We start from the raw sequence: 15787 nt of genomic DNA on the forward strand, positions 1-15787 counted from the left end.
CGGAGGCCCGCCCCTCACTCCCGCCGGCCGAACTCCCGGTCGAGCCAGCCGAAGGCCTCCGCCTGCTCCTCGGCCCGGAAGATATGGGCATTCGGCCAGACCTTGGCGGAGAACCGGTCCGGCGCGCCGGCATCGGCCCAGACCTTCTCCATCTTCGCGAAGGCCGTGCGCACCGAGGCCACCGGGAACAGCGGGTCGGTCTCGCCGGCATAGAACAGCATCGGCTTCGGCGCTGCGATCGAGGCGGCGTCGGGATAGTCGAACCAGCGGAACATGCCGGGATGCAGCATGTTGAAGGCCGACTGCCCCTTGAGCTGGTTGTTGCCGGGCACCATCAGCCCGTCCAGCGTCGCCATCCAGTTGACCGCGACGCCGGCCGTGACCGCGTCGGTCAAGGCCGCCACCTGCCAGGCCCGGAAGGCACCCATGGAGAAGCCAACCGCCGCCACGCGGCCCTTGTCGACCTCGGGCAGCGAGGCGAGCCAGCGCGCCGCCCGCACATCCTCCACCGCGATGGTGCCGGCCAGGGAAGAGCCGAGGTTGAACAGGTTGGAGGCCAGCGCCTGCTGCGACTCCGGGCCGTTGTTCTGCCGGTCGCCCCAGCCCAGCGCGTCGGTCGCCAGCACGACATAGCCGCGGCGGGCCAGGTCGTCGCCGATGAAGTTGCCCGAATAATACTTGTCGACCCAGGCCTGGGCCGAGGCCAAGCGCGCGTCATCGCCCCAGGGCCGGACCATCTTCTCCTTGCCGATGTCGAACTTGCCGCCGTGGTCGTGCAGCACCAGCGCCGCCGGGAACGGCCCCGGACCCTTCGGCACCAGCAGCAGCGCGGCGACGCGGCTGCTGCCGGTGATCGACAGCACGATCTTCCGCGCCACATAGGGACCGCGGTCCTGCTCCTCCATCGTCCGCGCATCGAAGGGTGTCGCGTCGTCCGGCTGGATCAGGAGGTCCCAGTACTTCGCCCGCGCGGTTGCCCGCCAGTGCGAAAAGTCCCCGCCGGTCCGGTCCCGGGCCAGGGCGAAATCCAGCCGGTCCTTCAGCTTCTGGTAGAAGACCGGGAGGTTGTTCTCGGTCACCCCCTTCGTCTCGTGATCCGCCTCGGCCGCCATCGCCGCCTCCCCCATGGTCAGCGCGGCCGCAGCCGCGGCAACCCACGCCAGAGCCCGGAAACGCATCGGGTCGTCCTCCCCTCTCTTCTGCCGCCCGGAACGGATGGGGAGGGCACAGGCCCCCTCCCCTCATCGCCTATTGCGGCGTCGGCCGCATCACCCCGTCGGGGCCCCGGCGCAGCGGGGCGGTCTGCTTCGGCAGCGGCGCGCCCGGCGCCTCGGCGATGGTGACGCCGTGCGGCCAGTCGGCCGGGGCGATGGCGATGTAGCGGGCGTAGCCGCCGGTGCCGCCCAGCGGCTTGGCGTAGCCGATGGCGATCAGCGCCCCGGCCTCCGGCACCTGGTCGAGATTGGCCACGCCTTCCGCCTGGGTGAAGTGGTTGTGCATCAGCCAGGCCTCGCCCTCCAGCGTCGGCGTGGCGTCGGTGTCCAGCGGCTCGTGGCCGTGGAACAGGATGCGGCGCTCGAGATGCAGGAACTTCAGCGCGTCCAGCGACACGCCGGGGAACGGCTTGTCGTTGAAGTGCTCGACATCGCCCCACTTCTTCGACCAGTCGGTGCGAACCATGACGACGCTGCCCTCGGGCACGGTGCCGTGCTTCGCCTCCCAGGCCGTCACGTCCTCGACGGTCATGGCGTAGCTGGGGTCCTTCGCCACCTTCTCGTGGATGTCGATCACCACCAGCGGCCGCACCGCGAAGGTCGGCGGCAGGTCGCTGATCGTGGCGCCGTATTCGTCCCAATGCGCCGGCGGGTCGAGCTGGGTGCCGTACTGGTCGGTCGGCAGGGCATAGGCGCTGGCGACGAAGCCGTGCTTGGCATAGGTGAACTCGTCGCCCTTCTTGGCGTAGTCCGGCAGATCGTTGCCCGCCGTCGCCGGCTTGAACTCGGCGTTGCCGAAGCCCGGCCAGACCGGCTGGGTCGGCGCGAAGGCATGGGTCAGGTCGATGTACTTCGCGCCCTTCAGCGCCGAATCATAGATGCTCCACAGCCCTTCCGCCGCCTGCGCCGGCGGCGCGGCGGCAAGCGCGAGGGACAGGACGGCCGTCGCGGCCGGAATGCGCAGCATGGAAGCCCCCTTCGATGGTTTGCACCGGCGAGCATCGCCCGACCCCGGGCGGCCTCCAAGCGAGAAGATCGCGCTCCGGCTTGACGCCCCGCCCCGGCCGGCTTATCCGTGAACTGCCCCTGACGGCTCGGAAAGGAGGGTATGACGATGGCTGCGATTGTCCGCGCGCTTCGCGCCCCCTTTCGCTGCGCCGCCGCTCGGGCCTCCTGACAATAGGATCTCCTCGGCCGGCGCCTGACAGGCTTTCCGATCGAGGATACTCCATTGATCGACCGCTATGGCTGGAGCCCGGCGCTCCAGCACGATTTCCGTCCGCTCGCCGCCCGCGGCCTCAGCCCGGCGCGCGTCACCGTGCAGCAGCGCGGCGCCTGCCGGCTCGTCACCCCGGCCGGAGAAATGACCGGCCAACTCTCCGGCCGCTTCGCCCATGAGGCGCTGGAGGGCGACTATCCGGTGGCCGGCGACTGGGTGGCCGCATCCCTGCGCCCGGACGAGGGCAGCGCCACCATCCACCAGCTGCTGCCGCGGCGCGGCGCCTTCACCCGCAAGGCCGCCGGCCCCGGCCGCCCGACCGGCCAGGTGGTGGCCGCCAATGTCGAGGTGGCCTTCCTGGTCACCTCGCTGAACGCCGACCTCAACGCCCGGCGGATCGAGCGCTATCTGGCCACGGCCTGGGAGAGCGGCGCCTCCCCCATCGTGGTGCTGACCAAGGCCGATCTGTGCGACGATCGCGATGCGCCGCTGGCCGAGATCGAGGCGGTGGCGCTGGGCGTGCCGGTCCATGTCGTCTCCGCCGTCACCGGCGAGGGCGTCGAGGGCCTGCGCGACAGCTTCGCCCCGGGCCAGACGGCGGTGCTGCTGGGCAGCTCCGGCGTCGGCAAGTCCAGCCTGGTCAATGCCCTGGCGGGGACGGAGCTGATGGCCACCGGTGGGATCCGCGAGGACGACGCCCGCGGCCGCCACACCACGACCCATCGCGAGCTGGTGCTGCTGCCGAACGGAAGGCTGGTGCTGGACACGCCGGGCATGCGCGAGCTCGGCCTGTGGGACGCCGGGGACGGCGTCGCCGCGACCTTCGCCGACATCGAGGCGCTGGCGGCGGAGTGCCGCTTCGCCGACTGCAGCCACGAGACCGAGCCCGGCTGCGCCGTGCGCGCCGCCCTGGAAGACGGCAGCCTGGACCCGGAGCGCTGGCGCAGCTGGGGCAAGCTGCAGCGCGAACTGGCGCATCTAGAGCGCAAGGAGGACCCGCTGGCCCGTGAAAGGGCGCGCAAGGTCTGGATCCAGCGGCACAAGCAGTATCGCGCCGGCAAGAAGCGCGGCGACTGGGGGTGAGGCCATCGCCAGCCGCGCAGCGCCGGGACGATCGTTGGAATTCGATATGACTGTCGTCATGCATCCAGTGGATGCATGGGCCACGCGAATCATGCTCTAAACGATTTGCATCGCCCTTGCGAATTCCTTCTTAGATCGCCGCGAAAGCTTCGGCCGGGGCGCCGTCGACTCGACAGCATTCTGCGACGGCGCGCCCGGAAGCCGTACGAGATCCGCCCTCCGGAGGTCCACGACCTTGGCCACGCGCCGGAGCTGGAAACCCATGAAGGGAATCAGCCGAATGTCTCGTTCCCGCACCCTGCCGCTTCGCCCCGTGCCCGCCCTTGCCGCCCTCCTCATCGCCACCCCGGCGCTGGCGGCGGATTACCAGCCGCGCGAGACCTTCGCGCCGCGGGACATGGGACAGGCAGTCAACGCCTATCGATCGGGCAACGGCGCGCCCGGCCCGGAGTATTGGCAGAATCGCGCCGACTACCGGATCAAGGCGACGCTCGACCCCAAGACCCCTTCCCTGAGCGGGGAAGAGGTGATCGCCTATACCAACAACAGCCCGGACGCGCTCGGCGAATTGTGGCTGCAGCTCGACCAGAACATGTACCGGCCGGACAGCCGCGGCGCCGCCGCTGCCGGCAAGCCGGAGAAGGGCTCCTCCGACGGTTTCGTGTTTGACGACGTCGCCATCGAGCGCGACGGCAAGACCACGCCGGCCTCCGTCCTGGTGAGCGACACCCGCGGGCGTATCCCGTTGAGCACGCCGCTGGCACCGAAGGGCGGCCAGATCAAGCTCCACATCCGCTATCATTTCGACATTCCGGGAGAGGAATGGGGTGGCCGCATGGGCTGGGGCAAGGCCGAGGACGGCCCGGTCTACATGCTCGCCCAATGGTATCCGCGCATGCAGGTCTATGACGACATCCGCGGCTGGGACACGCTGCCGTTCCTCGCCCAGGAATTCTACCTGGAGTACGGCGATTTCGACTACGAGATCACGGTGCCGAGCACCATGATCGTCGCCGGCTCAGGCGAATTGAAGAATCCGGATGAGGTTCTGACCAGGGAGGAACGCGACCGGCTCGATAAGGCCCGCGCCAGCGACCATACGGTGGCGGTCATCGCCCCGCAGGATGTCGGCGACGCTGCGACACGGCCCAAGGCGGACGGCACGCTGACCTGGCATTTCGCGATGCAGCACACGCGCGACGTGGCGCTGTCGATCTCGCCGGCCTTCGCCTGGGACGCGGCCCGCATCAACCTGCCGGACGGCAAATCGGCGCTGGCCATGTCGTTCTATCCGGCCGAGAGCCAGGGCCCCGTGCGCTGGGGCCGGTCGACCGAATATCTGAAGGATGCCGTCGAGCGGTTCTCGGCGCGCTGGTATCCCTATCCCTGGCCGGTCGCGGTCAATGTCGCGGGGCCCGACAACATCGCCGGGATGGAGTATCCGGGCCTGCTGTTCGACGGCATCGGCGACGAAGGCAAGGACCTGTTCTGGATCACCGCGCACGAGATCGGCCATACTTGGTTCCCGATGATCGTCGGCTTCGACGAGCGCAGGGACGCCTGGATGGACGAGGGCTTCAACACCTTCATCGACGTCTACGAATCGGACGACTTCAACAAGGGCGAATACGCCCCGAAGCGTGACAGCGAATACGCGCCGGGCGGCGGCAATCCGGCCGACGAGATCCTCGCCGTCCTCAAGGACCCCGACGCGCCGGCGATCCTGTCGCGCGCCGACACGATCCTCGAGAAGTACCGTCACCCGGTCACCTACTTCAAATCGGCCTTCGGGCTGATCCTGCTGCGCGAGCAGATCCTAGGACCCGAGCGCTTCGATCCCGCCTTCCGCGAATTCATCGCCGCCTGGGCCTACAAGCATCCCAAGCCGGCCGACTTCTTCCGGTTCATGGACAGCGCCGCCGGCGAGGATCTGTCCTGGTGGTGGCGCGGCTGGTACGACAACAACTGGTCGCTCGATCTCGCCATCGCCAAGGTCGCACCCGTCGACGGCGATGCGGCCAAGGGCACGACGATCACCGTCGAAGCCAAGGACAAGCTCGTCCTGCCCGCGACCCTGCGCGTCGATTTCGCCGACGGCAGCCGCCGCGACTATCGCCTGCCCGCCGAGAGCTTCATCCGCCAAGCGACGACGACGGTGACGACCGAGGCCGGCAAGACGGTCGCGCAGGTTCGCATCGACCCCGACAACAAGCTGCCGGACAAGGATCGTACCGACAACGTCTGGAAGGCCAAGGCGAAATAGCCGCCGCCGTTCACGCCGGGTTCGAGATCTCGATCAGGTTGGCGTCGGGATCACGCAGATAGACCGAACGGATCGGCCCGGCCGCCCCCGTGCGGGGCACCGGGCCCTCCTCGATCGCGATGCCGAGGCGCTGGAGATGGGCCACCACCTCCTCCAGCGGCGTCACAGCGATGAAGCAGAGATCGGCCGAGCCCGGCGTCGGCCGCAGCGCCTTCGGCTCGAACTCGCGCCCGGCCTGGTGCAGGTTGATCTTCTGGTCGCCGAAGCGCAGGGCTTTGCGGTTCTGGCCGAAGGTCTCGACCTGCATCCCCAGCGCGCGAGTGTAGAAGTCGCAGGTCGCCTCGATGCTGGCCACGGTCAGCACCAGGTGGTCGAGATGGTCGATGCGGATCATGCCGTCCTTCTCCTCAAGCCCAAGGATATAGGACGGCACGTCGGTCAGTCCCAGCGCCCGTCCCGACGGAAGCGGTCACCGCCCACCTCCAGGGTGCCGTCGGCGACAGTGCCCGTGGCGGTGAAGCCGGAATCATCGGCGAAGAAGATCTCGCCCGGGCCGCGGATCTCCCACCGGCCGGTATAGGCGCTGCGCCGGGCGCCGCGCGCCTCGTCGTAGCGGCCGCCGGCCAGCAGCTCGAGCCGGATGTGGCCGTTCTCGGTCACCCACATGCCGGCGAGATCGGCTTCGGAGAGGTCGGTGCGGGTCATGTCGATGGCCTGTGCCGGGGTGATCGGGGACTGGGCTTCGGCGGCGGGGGCGGCAAGAACCGCCAGAGCCGCCAGGGCGACGCGGGAAGGAACCATCACGGCCTCCGCTCAATAAGCCTGGCCGGTCGGGCGCACGACCAGCTCGTTGACGTCGACCTCCGGCGGCTGGGCGACGGCGTAGGCGACCGCGCGGGCGATGGCCTCGGCCGGGAGCAGGTCGCGGCGGTAATCCTCGATCGCCGCCCGCCGCAGCTCGGGGTCGGAGATGCCGTTGGCCAGCTCCGACTCCGTCGCGCCAGGCGCCACCACCGTGACCCGGATACCGCCGCCGATCTCCTGCCGCAGCCCCTCGGAGAAGGCGCGCACGGCGAATTTCGTGGCCGAATAGACCGCGGCGGTCGGCACGATGCGCCGGTCGGCGACCGAGGTGACGTTGACGATGTGGCCGGAGCCCTGGGCCCGGAACACTGGCAGGGCCGCGGCCACGCCGTACAGCACGCCCTTGAGGTTGACGTCGACCATCCGGTCCCATTCCTCGACCTTGAGGTCTGCGACCGGGGACAGCGGCATCACCCCGGCGTTGTTGACGATCACGTCCAGCCGGCCGAACTGCGCCACCGCGGCCTGGACGAAGGCGTCCACATCCTCGCGACGGGTGACGTCCAGGCGCTGCAGCGCGACCCGGCCGCCGTCGCGGCGGATCTCGTCGGCCACGACCTCCAGACGGTGCAGGCGGCGGGCGCCGAGCATGACCGCGGCGCCGGCCCTGGCGAAGTGACGCGCCACGGCCTCGCCGATGCCGCTCGACGCGCCGGTGACGGCAATGACCTTGCCTTCCATGTCGGATCTCCATCAGCTGCGGCGTTTCTTGCCGCTGCCGGAGACCCTATGGCTTGACCCGTCGCGACACGAGCGCATAGTCGACATCATTTCGATGACTGGGAATCGTGCTCATGGCCTTCGACGGCCGCCTGCTGAGCGGCATCAGCGCCCTGGCCGCGGTGGTCGAGGCCGGCAGCTTCGTGCGGGCGGCGGACAGCCTGGGGCTGACCCAGTCCGGCGTCAGCCGTGCCGTCGCCCGGCTGGAGGCGCGGTTGGGCGTTCGCCTGTTCGACCGCACGCCGCGGGCGATCACGCTGACCGAGGAGGGCCGCCGCTTCTATGACGGGGTGATGCCGCACCTGACCGGCATCGAGGAGCGGGCCGCCGAGGCGTCGGGCGGCGCCACGGCAGTGCGCGGCCGGCTGCGGGTCAATGCCGACGCCGCCTTCGGTCATTATGTCCTGGCGCCGCGGCTCGCCGGCTTCATGGTGCGCCACCCGGAGATCGAGCTGGAGCTAGTAGTGCGCGACCGTATCGGCGACCTGGTGGCGGAAGGCTTCGACATCGCCCTGCGCTTCGGCGAGCCGGAGCAGTCCGGCCTGAACAGCAGGCTGCTGCTGGAGACACGGGTGCTGACCTGCGCCTCGCCCGACTATGTGGCGCGGCACGGCCGGCCGCGGCACCCGGACGACCTGATCCGGGACGGCCATGAATGCGTGCTGGTGAAGGAGGCCGCCACCGGCCGGCCCTATGAGTGGGAGTTCCGGCGCAAGGCCGAGGTGCTGTCGGTGCCGGTCAAGGGCCGGCTGACGGTCAACGACGCCGGTGGCCTGATCGGCGCCCTGCTGGGCGGCCAGGGCATCGGCCAGCCGCTGGAGTTCAGCGTCCGCGACCTGCTGGCGTCCGGCCGGCTGGTCCGGCTGCTGCCCGACTGGTCGGACGAGCGCTTCCCGGTCTACGCCTATCACCGCTCGCGCGGCCTGCCCCCGGCGCGGGTGCGCGCCTTCCTCGATTTCGTGTTCGAGATCACGGTGTAGGCGAAAGGGGCGCTGCAGCGCCCCTTCCCTGTTCTGCCCGATCAGGCCGCCGCGGCGAGCGGCTGGGGTGCGAGCACCAGCCCCTCTTCGCCGGCGGTGACCTTGACCGCGCTGTCGTCGACCACCCGGCCCTCCAGGATCGCCGTCGCCAGCGGGTTCTGCAGCTCGCGCTGGATCACCCGCTTCAGCGGCCGCGCCCCGTAGATCGGGTCGTAGCCCTGCTCCGCCAGCCAGCCCTTGGCCTTGTCGTCCAGCTCCAGCACCACCTTGCGGTCGGCCAGCAGCTGGCGCAGCCGGCCGAGCTGGATCTCGACGATGCCGGTCATGTTCGCCCGGGTCAGGCGGCGGAACACGATCATCTCGTCGAGCCGGTTCAGGAACTCCGGCCGGAAGTGCTGGCGCACCGCCATCAGCACCTTCTCGCGGCTGACGAAGTCGATCTCGCCCTCGTCGCCCTGCTCGATCGAGGCGACGGCGAGATGCTCGGAGCCTAGATTCGAGGTCATGACGATCAGGGTGTTGCGGAAGTCGACCGTCCGCCCCTGCCCGTCGGTCAGGCGGCCGTCGTCCAGCACCTGCAGCAGCACGTTGAAGACGTCCGGATGGGCCTTCTCGACCTCGTCGAACAGCACCACCTGGTAAGGCCGGCGCCGCACCGCCTCGGTCAGCGCCCCGCCCTCGTCATAGCCGACATAGCCCGGCGGCGCGCCGATCAGCCGGCTGACCGCGTGCTTCTCCATGAACTCCGACATGTCGATGCGGACCATCGCCGTGTCGTCGTCGAACAGGAACTCGGCCAGTGCCTTGGTCAGCTCGGTCTTGCCGACGCCGGTCGGCCCCAGGAACAGGAAGCTGCCGATCGGCCGGTTCGGGTCCTGCAGCCCGGCACGGGCACGCCGAACCGCATTGGCGACCGCGGTCAGCGCCTCGTCCTGGCCGACGACGCGGGTCTTCAGCTTCTCCTCCATATGGAGCAGCTTGTCGCGCTCGCCCTCCAGCATCTTGTCGACCGGCACGCCGGTCCAGCGGCTGACCACCGCGGCGATGTCGTCGGCCTGCACCTCCTCGCGCACCATGTGCGAAGCCTGCGCCGTGTCGGCCTCGGCCAGCTTCTTCTCGAGATCCGGGATCACGCCATAGGTCAGCTCGCCAGCCCGCGCCCAGTTGCCGGCGCGCTGCGCCTGCTCCAGCTCGCCCCGGGCCTGGTCCAGCTGCTCCTTGACCTTGGTGGCGGCGGACAGCTTCTCCTTCTCCGCGGTCCAGGCGGCGGTCAGCGAGGAGGACTGCTCTTCCAGCTCGGCCAGCTCCTGCTCCAGCTTGGCGAGGCGGTCCTTCGAGGCCGCGTCGGTCTCCTTCTTCAGCGCCTCGCGTTCGATCTTCAGCTGCATGGCGCGCCGGTCCAGCGCCTCGATCTCCTCGGGCTTGCTGTCGACCTGCATGCGCAGCCGCGACCCGGCCTCGTCGACCAGGTCGATCGCCTTGTCCGGCAGGAACCGGTCGGTGATGTAGCGGTTCGACAAGGTGGCCGCGGCCACGATCGCGCCGTCGGTGATGCGCACGCCGTGGTGCAGCTCGTACTTCTCCTTCAGGCCGCGCAGAATCGAGATCGTGTCCTCGACCGTCGGCTCGGAGACGAAGACCGGCTGGAACCGCCGGGCCAGCGCCGCGTCCTTCTCGACATGCTTGCGGTACTCGTCGAGCGTGGTGGCGCCGACGCAGTGCAGCTCGCCGCGCGCCAGCGCCGGCTTCAGCATGTTCGACGCGTCCATGGCGCCGTCCGCCTTGCCGGCGCCGACCAGCTGGTGCATCTCGTCGATGAACAGCACGATCTCGCCGGCGGCCGACGTCACCTCCTGCAGCACGGCCTTCAGCCGCTCCTCGAACTCGCCGCGGAACTTGGCGCCGGCGACCAGGGAGCCGAGGTCGAGCGCCAGCAGGCGCTTGTTCTTCAGGCTCTCCGGCACGTCGCCGTTGACGATGCGCAGGGCCAGGCCTTCGACGATCGCGGTCTTGCCGACGCCGGGCTCGCCGATCAGCACCGGGTTGTTCTTGGTGCGGCGGGACAGCACCTGGATGGTGCGGCGGATCTCCTCGTCCCGGCCGATCACCGGGTCGAGCTTGCCCGACCGCGCGGCCTCGGTCAGGTCGCGCGCGTATTTCTTCAGGGCCTCATACTGGCCCTCGGCGCCGGGGCTGTCGGCGGTGCGGCCCTTGCGCATGGCGTCGACGGCGCGGTTCAGCGTCTGCGGCGTCACGCCGGCCTGGGCCAGGGCGCGGCCGGCCTCGGTCTCCTTGGCGATGGCGAGCGCGAGCAGGAGGCGCTCGGCCGCGACATACTGGTCGCCGGCCTTCTTCGCCTGCTCCTGCGCCTGGTCCAGCACCCGGGCCAGCTCGCGGCTCATATAGACTTGGCCGCCGCCGCCCTCGACCTTGGGCTGCTTGGCCAGCGCCTGCTCCACCGCCTGGGCCGCCGCCTCCGGCCGGCCCCCGGCGCTGCGGATCAGGTTGGCCGCGAGCCCCTCCTCGTCGTCGAGCAGCACCTTGAGCAGATGCTCGGGCAAAAGCTGCTGGTGGCCGCGGGTCAGCGCCGCGGTCTGAGCGGCCTGCAGGAATCCCTGGCTGCGCTCGGTGAACTTCTGAAGATCCATAAATTCTGTCTCCACTGTCCGGCGCGGTCGTCTTGCACGAAGCCCGACCCCGCCTTGATCCACATCAGTGCGATCCGGGAGGATGCAGGACTGATGTAGGAGTGTGGCCCGGCGGCAACAAGAGCCGCCGGAGACATCCGGAACCGCATGCGCCGCTGGGCGCGCCGATCCGAAGCCGGTCCCAATCGCGCATAGCGGTGATCCTCGGTGCGCTGATTGTTTCCGCGCGCCATAACGCGCTAGGGTCGTGTCCCGGAACCGTTGCCAGCCAGCCCGCCATGACCGCCGCCCGCCTCGCCGACCTGTACCGCTATCCCGTCAAGGGCCTGGCCGGGCAGAAACTCGCCGCCACAGATCTCGCCGCCGGGGAGACGCTGCCGCATGACCGGCGCTTCGCCATCGTGCACGGCGCCAGCCAATGCGACCCGACGGCGCCCAGCTGGCAGCCGAAGCGGCAGTTCCTGCAGCTGATGACCGACGAGCGGCTGGCCCAGCTGGGCGTCGATTACGACGATGCCACCGAGGCGCTGACGCTGAAGCGCGACGGCAAGCAGGTGGCGCGCGGCCTGCTGTCGCTGCCGATCGGGCAGGAGCTGATCAACCAGTTCCTCAACGCCTTCATGAAGGACCCGCGCGGCGCGCTGAAGATCGTCTCCGCCCCCGGCATCGCCTTCACCGACAAGCCGGAAAAGCTGGTCTCGCTGATCAACCTGGCGTCGGCGAAGGACATCGAGCGGGTGACGCGCGCGCCGGTCGACCCGCGGCGCTTCCGCGGCAACCTTTATCTCGATGGCCTGCCGGCCTGGTCGGAGTTCGAGCTGGTCGGGAAGGAGCTGGCCGTCGGGCCGGTGCGGCTCCGCGTCGTGTCGCGCATCGGCCGCTGCGCCGCGACCAACGTCAACCCGGCGACCGGCGATCGCGACCTGAACATCCCCAAAGCCCTGATCACCGGCTTCGGCCACGCCGATTGCGGCATCTATGCCGAGGTCCTGGTGGGCGGCCGTATCGCGGAAGGCGATACGCTGGCGATCGCGTAGCCTCGGCACGACTCCGTCTCACCCTGCCCGATCCCGCCTTGACAGCCCTGCCGGTGCGGATGAAGATCGTTTGTATACGAATGAAATGACCGCTGGGGAACAGCGGATCTTCGGAACAGGATCAGGCCAGGGAGATCAGCATGTACCTCCGGCCAGGCACGCTGGATGAGGCGGTGGCGGCGCTTTCGGCGCCGGGCGGCCGCATCCTGGCGGGCGGAACGGACATCTTTCCGGCGGCGGGAGACCGCCCGCTGGCCGGACCGATCATCGACATCTCGCGGCTGGCGGAGCTGGACGGCATCGTCCTCGGTGACGACCGCATCCGCATCGGCGCCCGCACCAGCTGGAGCACCATCATCGCGACGAAGCTGCCGCGCTGCTTCGACGCGCTGAAGGCTGCGGCGCGGGAGGTCGGGTCCGTCCAGATCCAGAACCTGGGCACCATCGCCGGCAACCTGTGCAATGCCTCCCCCGCCGCCGACGGCGTGCCGCCGCTGCTGGCGCTGGATGCCGCGGTGGAGCTGCGGTCCCGCGCCGGCAGCCGCACCCTGCCCCTGTCCGAGTTCATCTCCGGCAACCGCCGCACCGCCCGGCGCGAGGACGAGATCGTCACCGCCGTGATCGTGCCGCGGACGATCGATGCCGGCGCCTCGGCCTTCCTCAAGCTCGGCGCCCGCCGCTACCTGGTGATCTCGATCGCCATGGTGGCGGCGGTGGTCGCGGCCGATGCCGAGGGCCGGGTCGCCCAGGCGCGGATCGCGGTCGGTTCCTGCTCCGCCGTCGCGCAACGGTTGGCGACGCTGGAGCAGGACCTCGTCGGCGCCCCGGCGCGGCGCGGCCTCGGCGCGCTGACCCGGCCGGAGCATCTGGCGCCGCTGTCGCCGATCGGCGATGTCCGCGCCAGTGCCGCCTACCGCTTGGACGCGGCCCTGACCCTGGTGCGCCGCGCGCTCGATACCTGCGCCCTCGGCGCTGCGGCGGAGATCTAAGATGCTGGATGCCCGTCCCGTGCTCGGCTTCACGTTGAACGGCCGCCCGGTGCAGGTGCCGGCCGACCCCGCCGGCCGGCTGACCCGCCTGCTGCGCGACGATCTGGGCCTGACCGGCACCAAGGTCGGTTGCGACGCCGGCGATTGCGGCGCCTGCACCGTGCTGCTGGACGACGCCCCGGTCTGCGGCTGCCTGGTCGCGTCCGGCCAGGTCGAGGGCCGCCGGGTCACCACCATCGAGGGGTTGCCGGCGCAGTCGCCCACGGCGTCGCGGCTGCAATCCGCCTTCCTGCGCCACGGCGCGGCCCAGTGCGGCATCTGCACCCCCGGCATGCTGGTGGCCGCCGCCGCCCTGCTGGACCGGACTCCGGAGCCGGGCGAGACCGAGGTGATGAACGCGATCGGCGGTGTGCTGTGCCGCTGCACCGGCTATCGCAAGATCGTCGCCGCCATCCTCGACGCCCGCATCGAGCCTGCGGCTGCCGAGGGACCGGCAGCCGGCCGCGCCGTCGGCGCCCGGATCGACCGGCTGGACGGCCGCCGCAAGGTCGAGGGCCGCGACGTGTTCGGCGCGGACGAGACCCCGTCGGGCGCCCTGTCTCTGCGCGCCATCCGCAGCCCGCATCACCGCGCCCGCTTCGCCTTCGGCGACCTCGACGGCTTCGTCGCCGCCCATCCCGGCGTCGTGCGCGTGTTCACGGCGAAGGACGTGCCGGGTGAGAACCGCTTCGGCGTGATCGGCCCCTTCGCCGACCAACCGGCCTTCGCCGAATCCGAAGCCCGGTTCCGCGGTGAGGCGGTGGCCGCGGTGGTCGGCGAGAGCTGGGCGATCGAGTCGCTCGACCTCCCGGAGTTTCCGGTCACCTGGGAACCCTTGCCCGCCCACACCACCATCGACGCCGCGCTGGTGCCGGGGGCCGACCTCGTCCATGCCGACCGCGCCGGCAACATCCTGGTGCGCGGCCGCGTCGTCCGCGGCGATGCCGACGCAGCGCTGACGGCAGCCGACGTCGTGGTCGAGGGCGAGTTCGAGACCGGCTTCGTCGAGCACGCCTATATCGAGCCCGAGGCCGGCTTCGCGCGCCGGGTCGGCGACCGGATCGAGATCCAGGCCTGCACCCAGGCGCCCTATATGGACCGCGACGACGTAGCCAGGATCCTGGGTATCGCGCCCGAGGCGGTGCGCATCATCCCGACCGCGGTCGGCGGCGGCTTCGGCTCCAAGCTGGACCTGTCGCTGCAGCCCTTCATCGCGATCGCGGCCTGGCATCTGAAGCGGCCGGTGCGGATGGTCTATTCCCGCAGCGAGTCGATCATGACCACGACCAAGCGCCACCCGTCGCGCATCCGCGCCCGGGTCGGCGCGACCAGGGACGGCAAGCTGGCGGCGATGGATTTCGCCGGTGACTTCAACACCGGCGCCTATTCCTCCTGGGGCCCGACCGTGGCCAACCGCGTGCCGGTGCACGCCTCCGGCCCCTATTACGTGCCGCATTACCGGGCCCTGACCCGCGCCGTGCACACCCATCTGGTGCCGGCCGGCGCCTTCCGCGGCTTCGGCGTGCCCCAGGCCGGGGTGGCGCAGGAGCAGCTGTATGACGAACTGGCCGACCGGCTTGGCCTGGACCGGCTGGAGTTCCGCATCACCAACGCGCTGCGGCCCGACCAGCCCACTGTGACCGGCCAGGTGCTGGGCAAAGGCACCGGCATCCGCGCCTGCCTGGAATCGCTGCGGCCGCATTGGCAGCGGGCGCGGAAGGGGGCCGCGGCGTTCAACCACACTGCCACGGGCCCGCTGCGCCGCGGCGCCGGCGTCGCCGGCATGTGGTATGGCTGCGGCAACACCTCGCTGCCCAACCCGTCGACCATCCGCGTCGGGCTGAAGCCGGACGGGCGGATCGCCCTGCACCAGGGCGCGGTCGATATCGGCCAGGGCTCCAACACCGTCGTCACCCAGATCTGCGCCGACGCGCTGGGCGCGCCGATCGACCGTTTCGACCTGGTCTCGGCCGACACCGACCTGACGCCGGACTGCGGCAAGACCTCGGCCTCGCGCCAGACCTTCGTCACCGGCAAGGCGGCGGAGCTGGCGGGCCGCGACCTGCGCCGCGACCTGCTGCGCCTGGCCAATGCCGGCGAGGGCGCCGCCATCGCCTTCGCCGATGGAAGGGTGACGGTGACCGAGGGCGAGCATGCCCGCAGCCTGGATCTGGCGACGTTGCCGCAGGACGAGCGCGGCTACGTCCTGGCCGCCGAAGCCACCTTCGACCCGCCGACCAGCCCGCTGGACGCGGACGGCCAGGGCGTGCCCTACGCCGTCTACGGTTTCGGCGCCCACATGGCGGAGGTCGAGGTCGACATCGAGCTCGGCACCGTGCGCGTGCTCAAGATCACCGCCGCGCACGATGTCGGCCGGGCGATCAACCCGACCCTGGTCGAAGGCCAGATCGAAGGCGGCGCCGCCCAGGGCCTCGGCCTGGCGCTGATGGAGGAGTTCCATCCCGGCCGCGGCGAGAACCTGCACGACTATCTGATCCCTTCGGCCGGCGACATGCCGCCGGTGGAATCGATCCTGATCGAGGACGCCGCCCCGGTCGGCCCGTTCGGCGCCAAGGGCATCGGCGAGCAGGCGCTGATCCCCACCGCCCCCGCCATCCTGAACGCCATCCACGACGCCACCGGCGTGCGCATCCGCCGGGTGCCGGCGACGCCGGACCGAATCCGCGCCGCGATCCTGGCGGCCGGACAGCCCGGCCAGACTCGAGACTGA

12 protein-coding genes are annotated in these 15787 nt (G+C 70.4%); 6 read left to right on the plus strand and 6 right to left on the minus strand.

Annotation, left to right across the window (positions count from 1 at the left end):
• Nucleotides 1-14 precede the first annotated feature (14 nt).
• Nucleotides 15-1178, minus strand: a complete 1164-nt coding sequence (locus ACFW16_RS10935; protein ID WP_380304709.1) for a dienelactone hydrolase family protein — start codon at nt 1176-1178, stop codon at nt 15-17.
• A 70-nt stretch (nt 1179-1248) separates the two neighbouring features.
• Entirely contained in the window at nt 1249-2181 is a 933-nt protein-coding gene (locus tag ACFW16_RS10940) for a cyclase family protein (RefSeq protein WP_380304711.1), read from the minus strand.
• A 264-nt stretch (nt 2182-2445) separates the two neighbouring features.
• On the opposite strand from ACFW16_RS10940, the gene rsgA reads away from it, so the two are divergent.
• Nucleotides 2446-3516 (plus strand): ribosome small subunit-dependent GTPase A, encoded by a 1071-nt coding sequence (gene rsgA / locus ACFW16_RS10945; protein WP_380304713.1) that lies wholly within the window; start codon nt 2446-2448, stop codon nt 3514-3516.
• A 280-nt stretch (nt 3517-3796) separates the two neighbouring features.
• Entirely contained in the window at nt 3797-5779 is a 1983-nt protein-coding gene (locus tag ACFW16_RS10950) for a M1 family metallopeptidase (RefSeq protein WP_380304715.1), read from the plus strand.
• Between the two features lie 10 nt (nt 5780-5789).
• On the opposite strand, the gene ACFW16_RS10955 is transcribed toward ACFW16_RS10950, so the two are convergent.
• The 3 genes from ACFW16_RS10955 to ACFW16_RS10965 are packed head-to-tail and all read right to left on the minus strand — an operon-like array spanning nt 5790 to nt 7324.
• Entirely contained in the window at nt 5790-6170 is a 381-nt protein-coding gene (locus ACFW16_RS10955; protein WP_380304798.1) for a VOC family protein, read from the minus strand.
• A 47-nt stretch (nt 6171-6217) separates the two neighbouring features.
• Entirely contained in the window at nt 6218-6580 is a 363-nt protein-coding gene (locus ACFW16_RS10960) for an Atu4866 domain-containing protein (RefSeq protein ID WP_380304717.1), read from the minus strand.
• Nucleotides 6581-6592: 12 nt separating this feature from the next.
• Complete coding sequence (locus ACFW16_RS10965) at nt 6593-7324, minus strand: SDR family oxidoreductase (RefSeq protein ID WP_380304719.1); 732 nt, start codon at nt 7322-7324, stop codon at nt 6593-6595.
• A gap of 113 nt (nt 7325-7437) precedes the next feature.
• On the opposite strand from ACFW16_RS10965, the gene ACFW16_RS10970 reads away from it, so the two are divergent.
• Nucleotides 7438-8343 carry a LysR substrate-binding domain-containing protein gene (locus ACFW16_RS10970; protein ID WP_380304721.1) on the plus strand — a complete coding sequence of 302 codons (906 nt, stop codon included), beginning with the start codon at nt 7438-7440 and terminating at the stop codon, nt 8341-8343.
• Nucleotides 8344-8384: 41 nt separating this feature from the next.
• On the opposite strand, the gene clpB is transcribed toward ACFW16_RS10970, so the two are convergent.
• On the minus strand, nt 8385-10991 hold the full coding sequence (gene clpB, locus ACFW16_RS10975) for an ATP-dependent chaperone ClpB (protein WP_380304723.1): 2607 nt from the start codon (nt 10989-10991) through the stop codon (nt 8385-8387).
• Between the two features lie 278 nt (nt 10992-11269).
• Here clpB and ACFW16_RS10980 point away from each other — a divergent pair, with 278 nt between their 5' ends.
• The 3 genes from ACFW16_RS10980 to ACFW16_RS10990 all read left to right on the plus strand — a co-directional run bounded on the left by ACFW16_RS10980 (nt 11270) and on the right by ACFW16_RS10990 (nt 15787).
• Nucleotides 11270-12028, plus strand: a complete 759-nt coding sequence (locus ACFW16_RS10980) for an MOSC domain-containing protein (RefSeq protein ID WP_380304725.1) — start codon at nt 11270-11272, stop codon at nt 12026-12028.
• 140 nt (nt 12029-12168) lie between these two features.
• Nucleotides 12169-13017: an FAD binding domain-containing protein gene (locus ACFW16_RS10985; RefSeq protein ID WP_380304727.1), complete on the plus strand. Its 849-nt coding sequence runs from the start codon at nt 12169-12171 to the stop codon at nt 13015-13017.
• Between the two features lies 1 nt (nt 13018).
• Entirely contained in the window at nt 13019-15787 is a 2769-nt protein-coding gene (locus ACFW16_RS10990; RefSeq protein WP_380304729.1) for a molybdopterin-dependent oxidoreductase, read from the plus strand.

It is taken from the genome of Inquilinus sp. NPDC058860, from assembly GCF_042743185.1.
Lineage (GTDB): Bacteria > Pseudomonadota > Alphaproteobacteria > DSM-16000 > Inquilinaceae > Inquilinus.

Excerpts from the sequence above, each read along its gene's own strand:
- ACFW16_RS10935 (WP_380304709.1), bottom strand. The coding sequence starts at position 1,178 with ATGCGTTTCCGGGCTCTGGCGTGGGTTGCCGCGGCTGCGGCCGCGCTG.
- ACFW16_RS10940 (WP_380304711.1), bottom strand. The coding sequence starts at position 2,181 with ATGCTGCGCATTCCGGCCGCGACGGCCGTCCTGTCCCTCGCGCTTGCC.
- ACFW16_RS10950 (WP_380304715.1), top strand. The coding sequence starts at position 3,797 with ATGTCTCGTTCCCGCACCCTGCCGCTTCGCCCCGTGCCCGCCCTTGCC.
- ACFW16_RS10960 (WP_380304717.1), bottom strand. The coding sequence starts at position 6,580 with ATGGTTCCTTCCCGCGTCGCCCTGGCGGCTCTGGCGGTTCTTGCCGCC.
- ACFW16_RS10965 (WP_380304719.1), bottom strand. The coding sequence starts at position 7,324 with ATGGAAGGCAAGGTCATTGCCGTCACCGGCGCGTCGAGCGGCATCGGC.
- ACFW16_RS10970 (WP_380304721.1), top strand. The coding sequence starts at position 7,438 with ATGGCCTTCGACGGCCGCCTGCTGAGCGGCATCAGCGCCCTGGCCGCG.
- clpB (WP_380304723.1), bottom strand. The coding sequence starts at position 10,991 with ATGGATCTTCAGAAGTTCACCGAGCGCAGCCAGGGATTCCTGCAGGCC.
- ACFW16_RS10980 (WP_380304725.1), top strand. The coding sequence starts at position 11,270 with ATGACCGCCGCCCGCCTCGCCGACCTGTACCGCTATCCCGTCAAGGGC.
- ACFW16_RS10985 (WP_380304727.1), top strand. The coding sequence starts at position 12,169 with ATGTACCTCCGGCCAGGCACGCTGGATGAGGCGGTGGCGGCGCTTTCG.
- ACFW16_RS10990 (WP_380304729.1), top strand. The coding sequence starts at position 13,019 with ATGCTGGATGCCCGTCCCGTGCTCGGCTTCACGTTGAACGGCCGCCCG.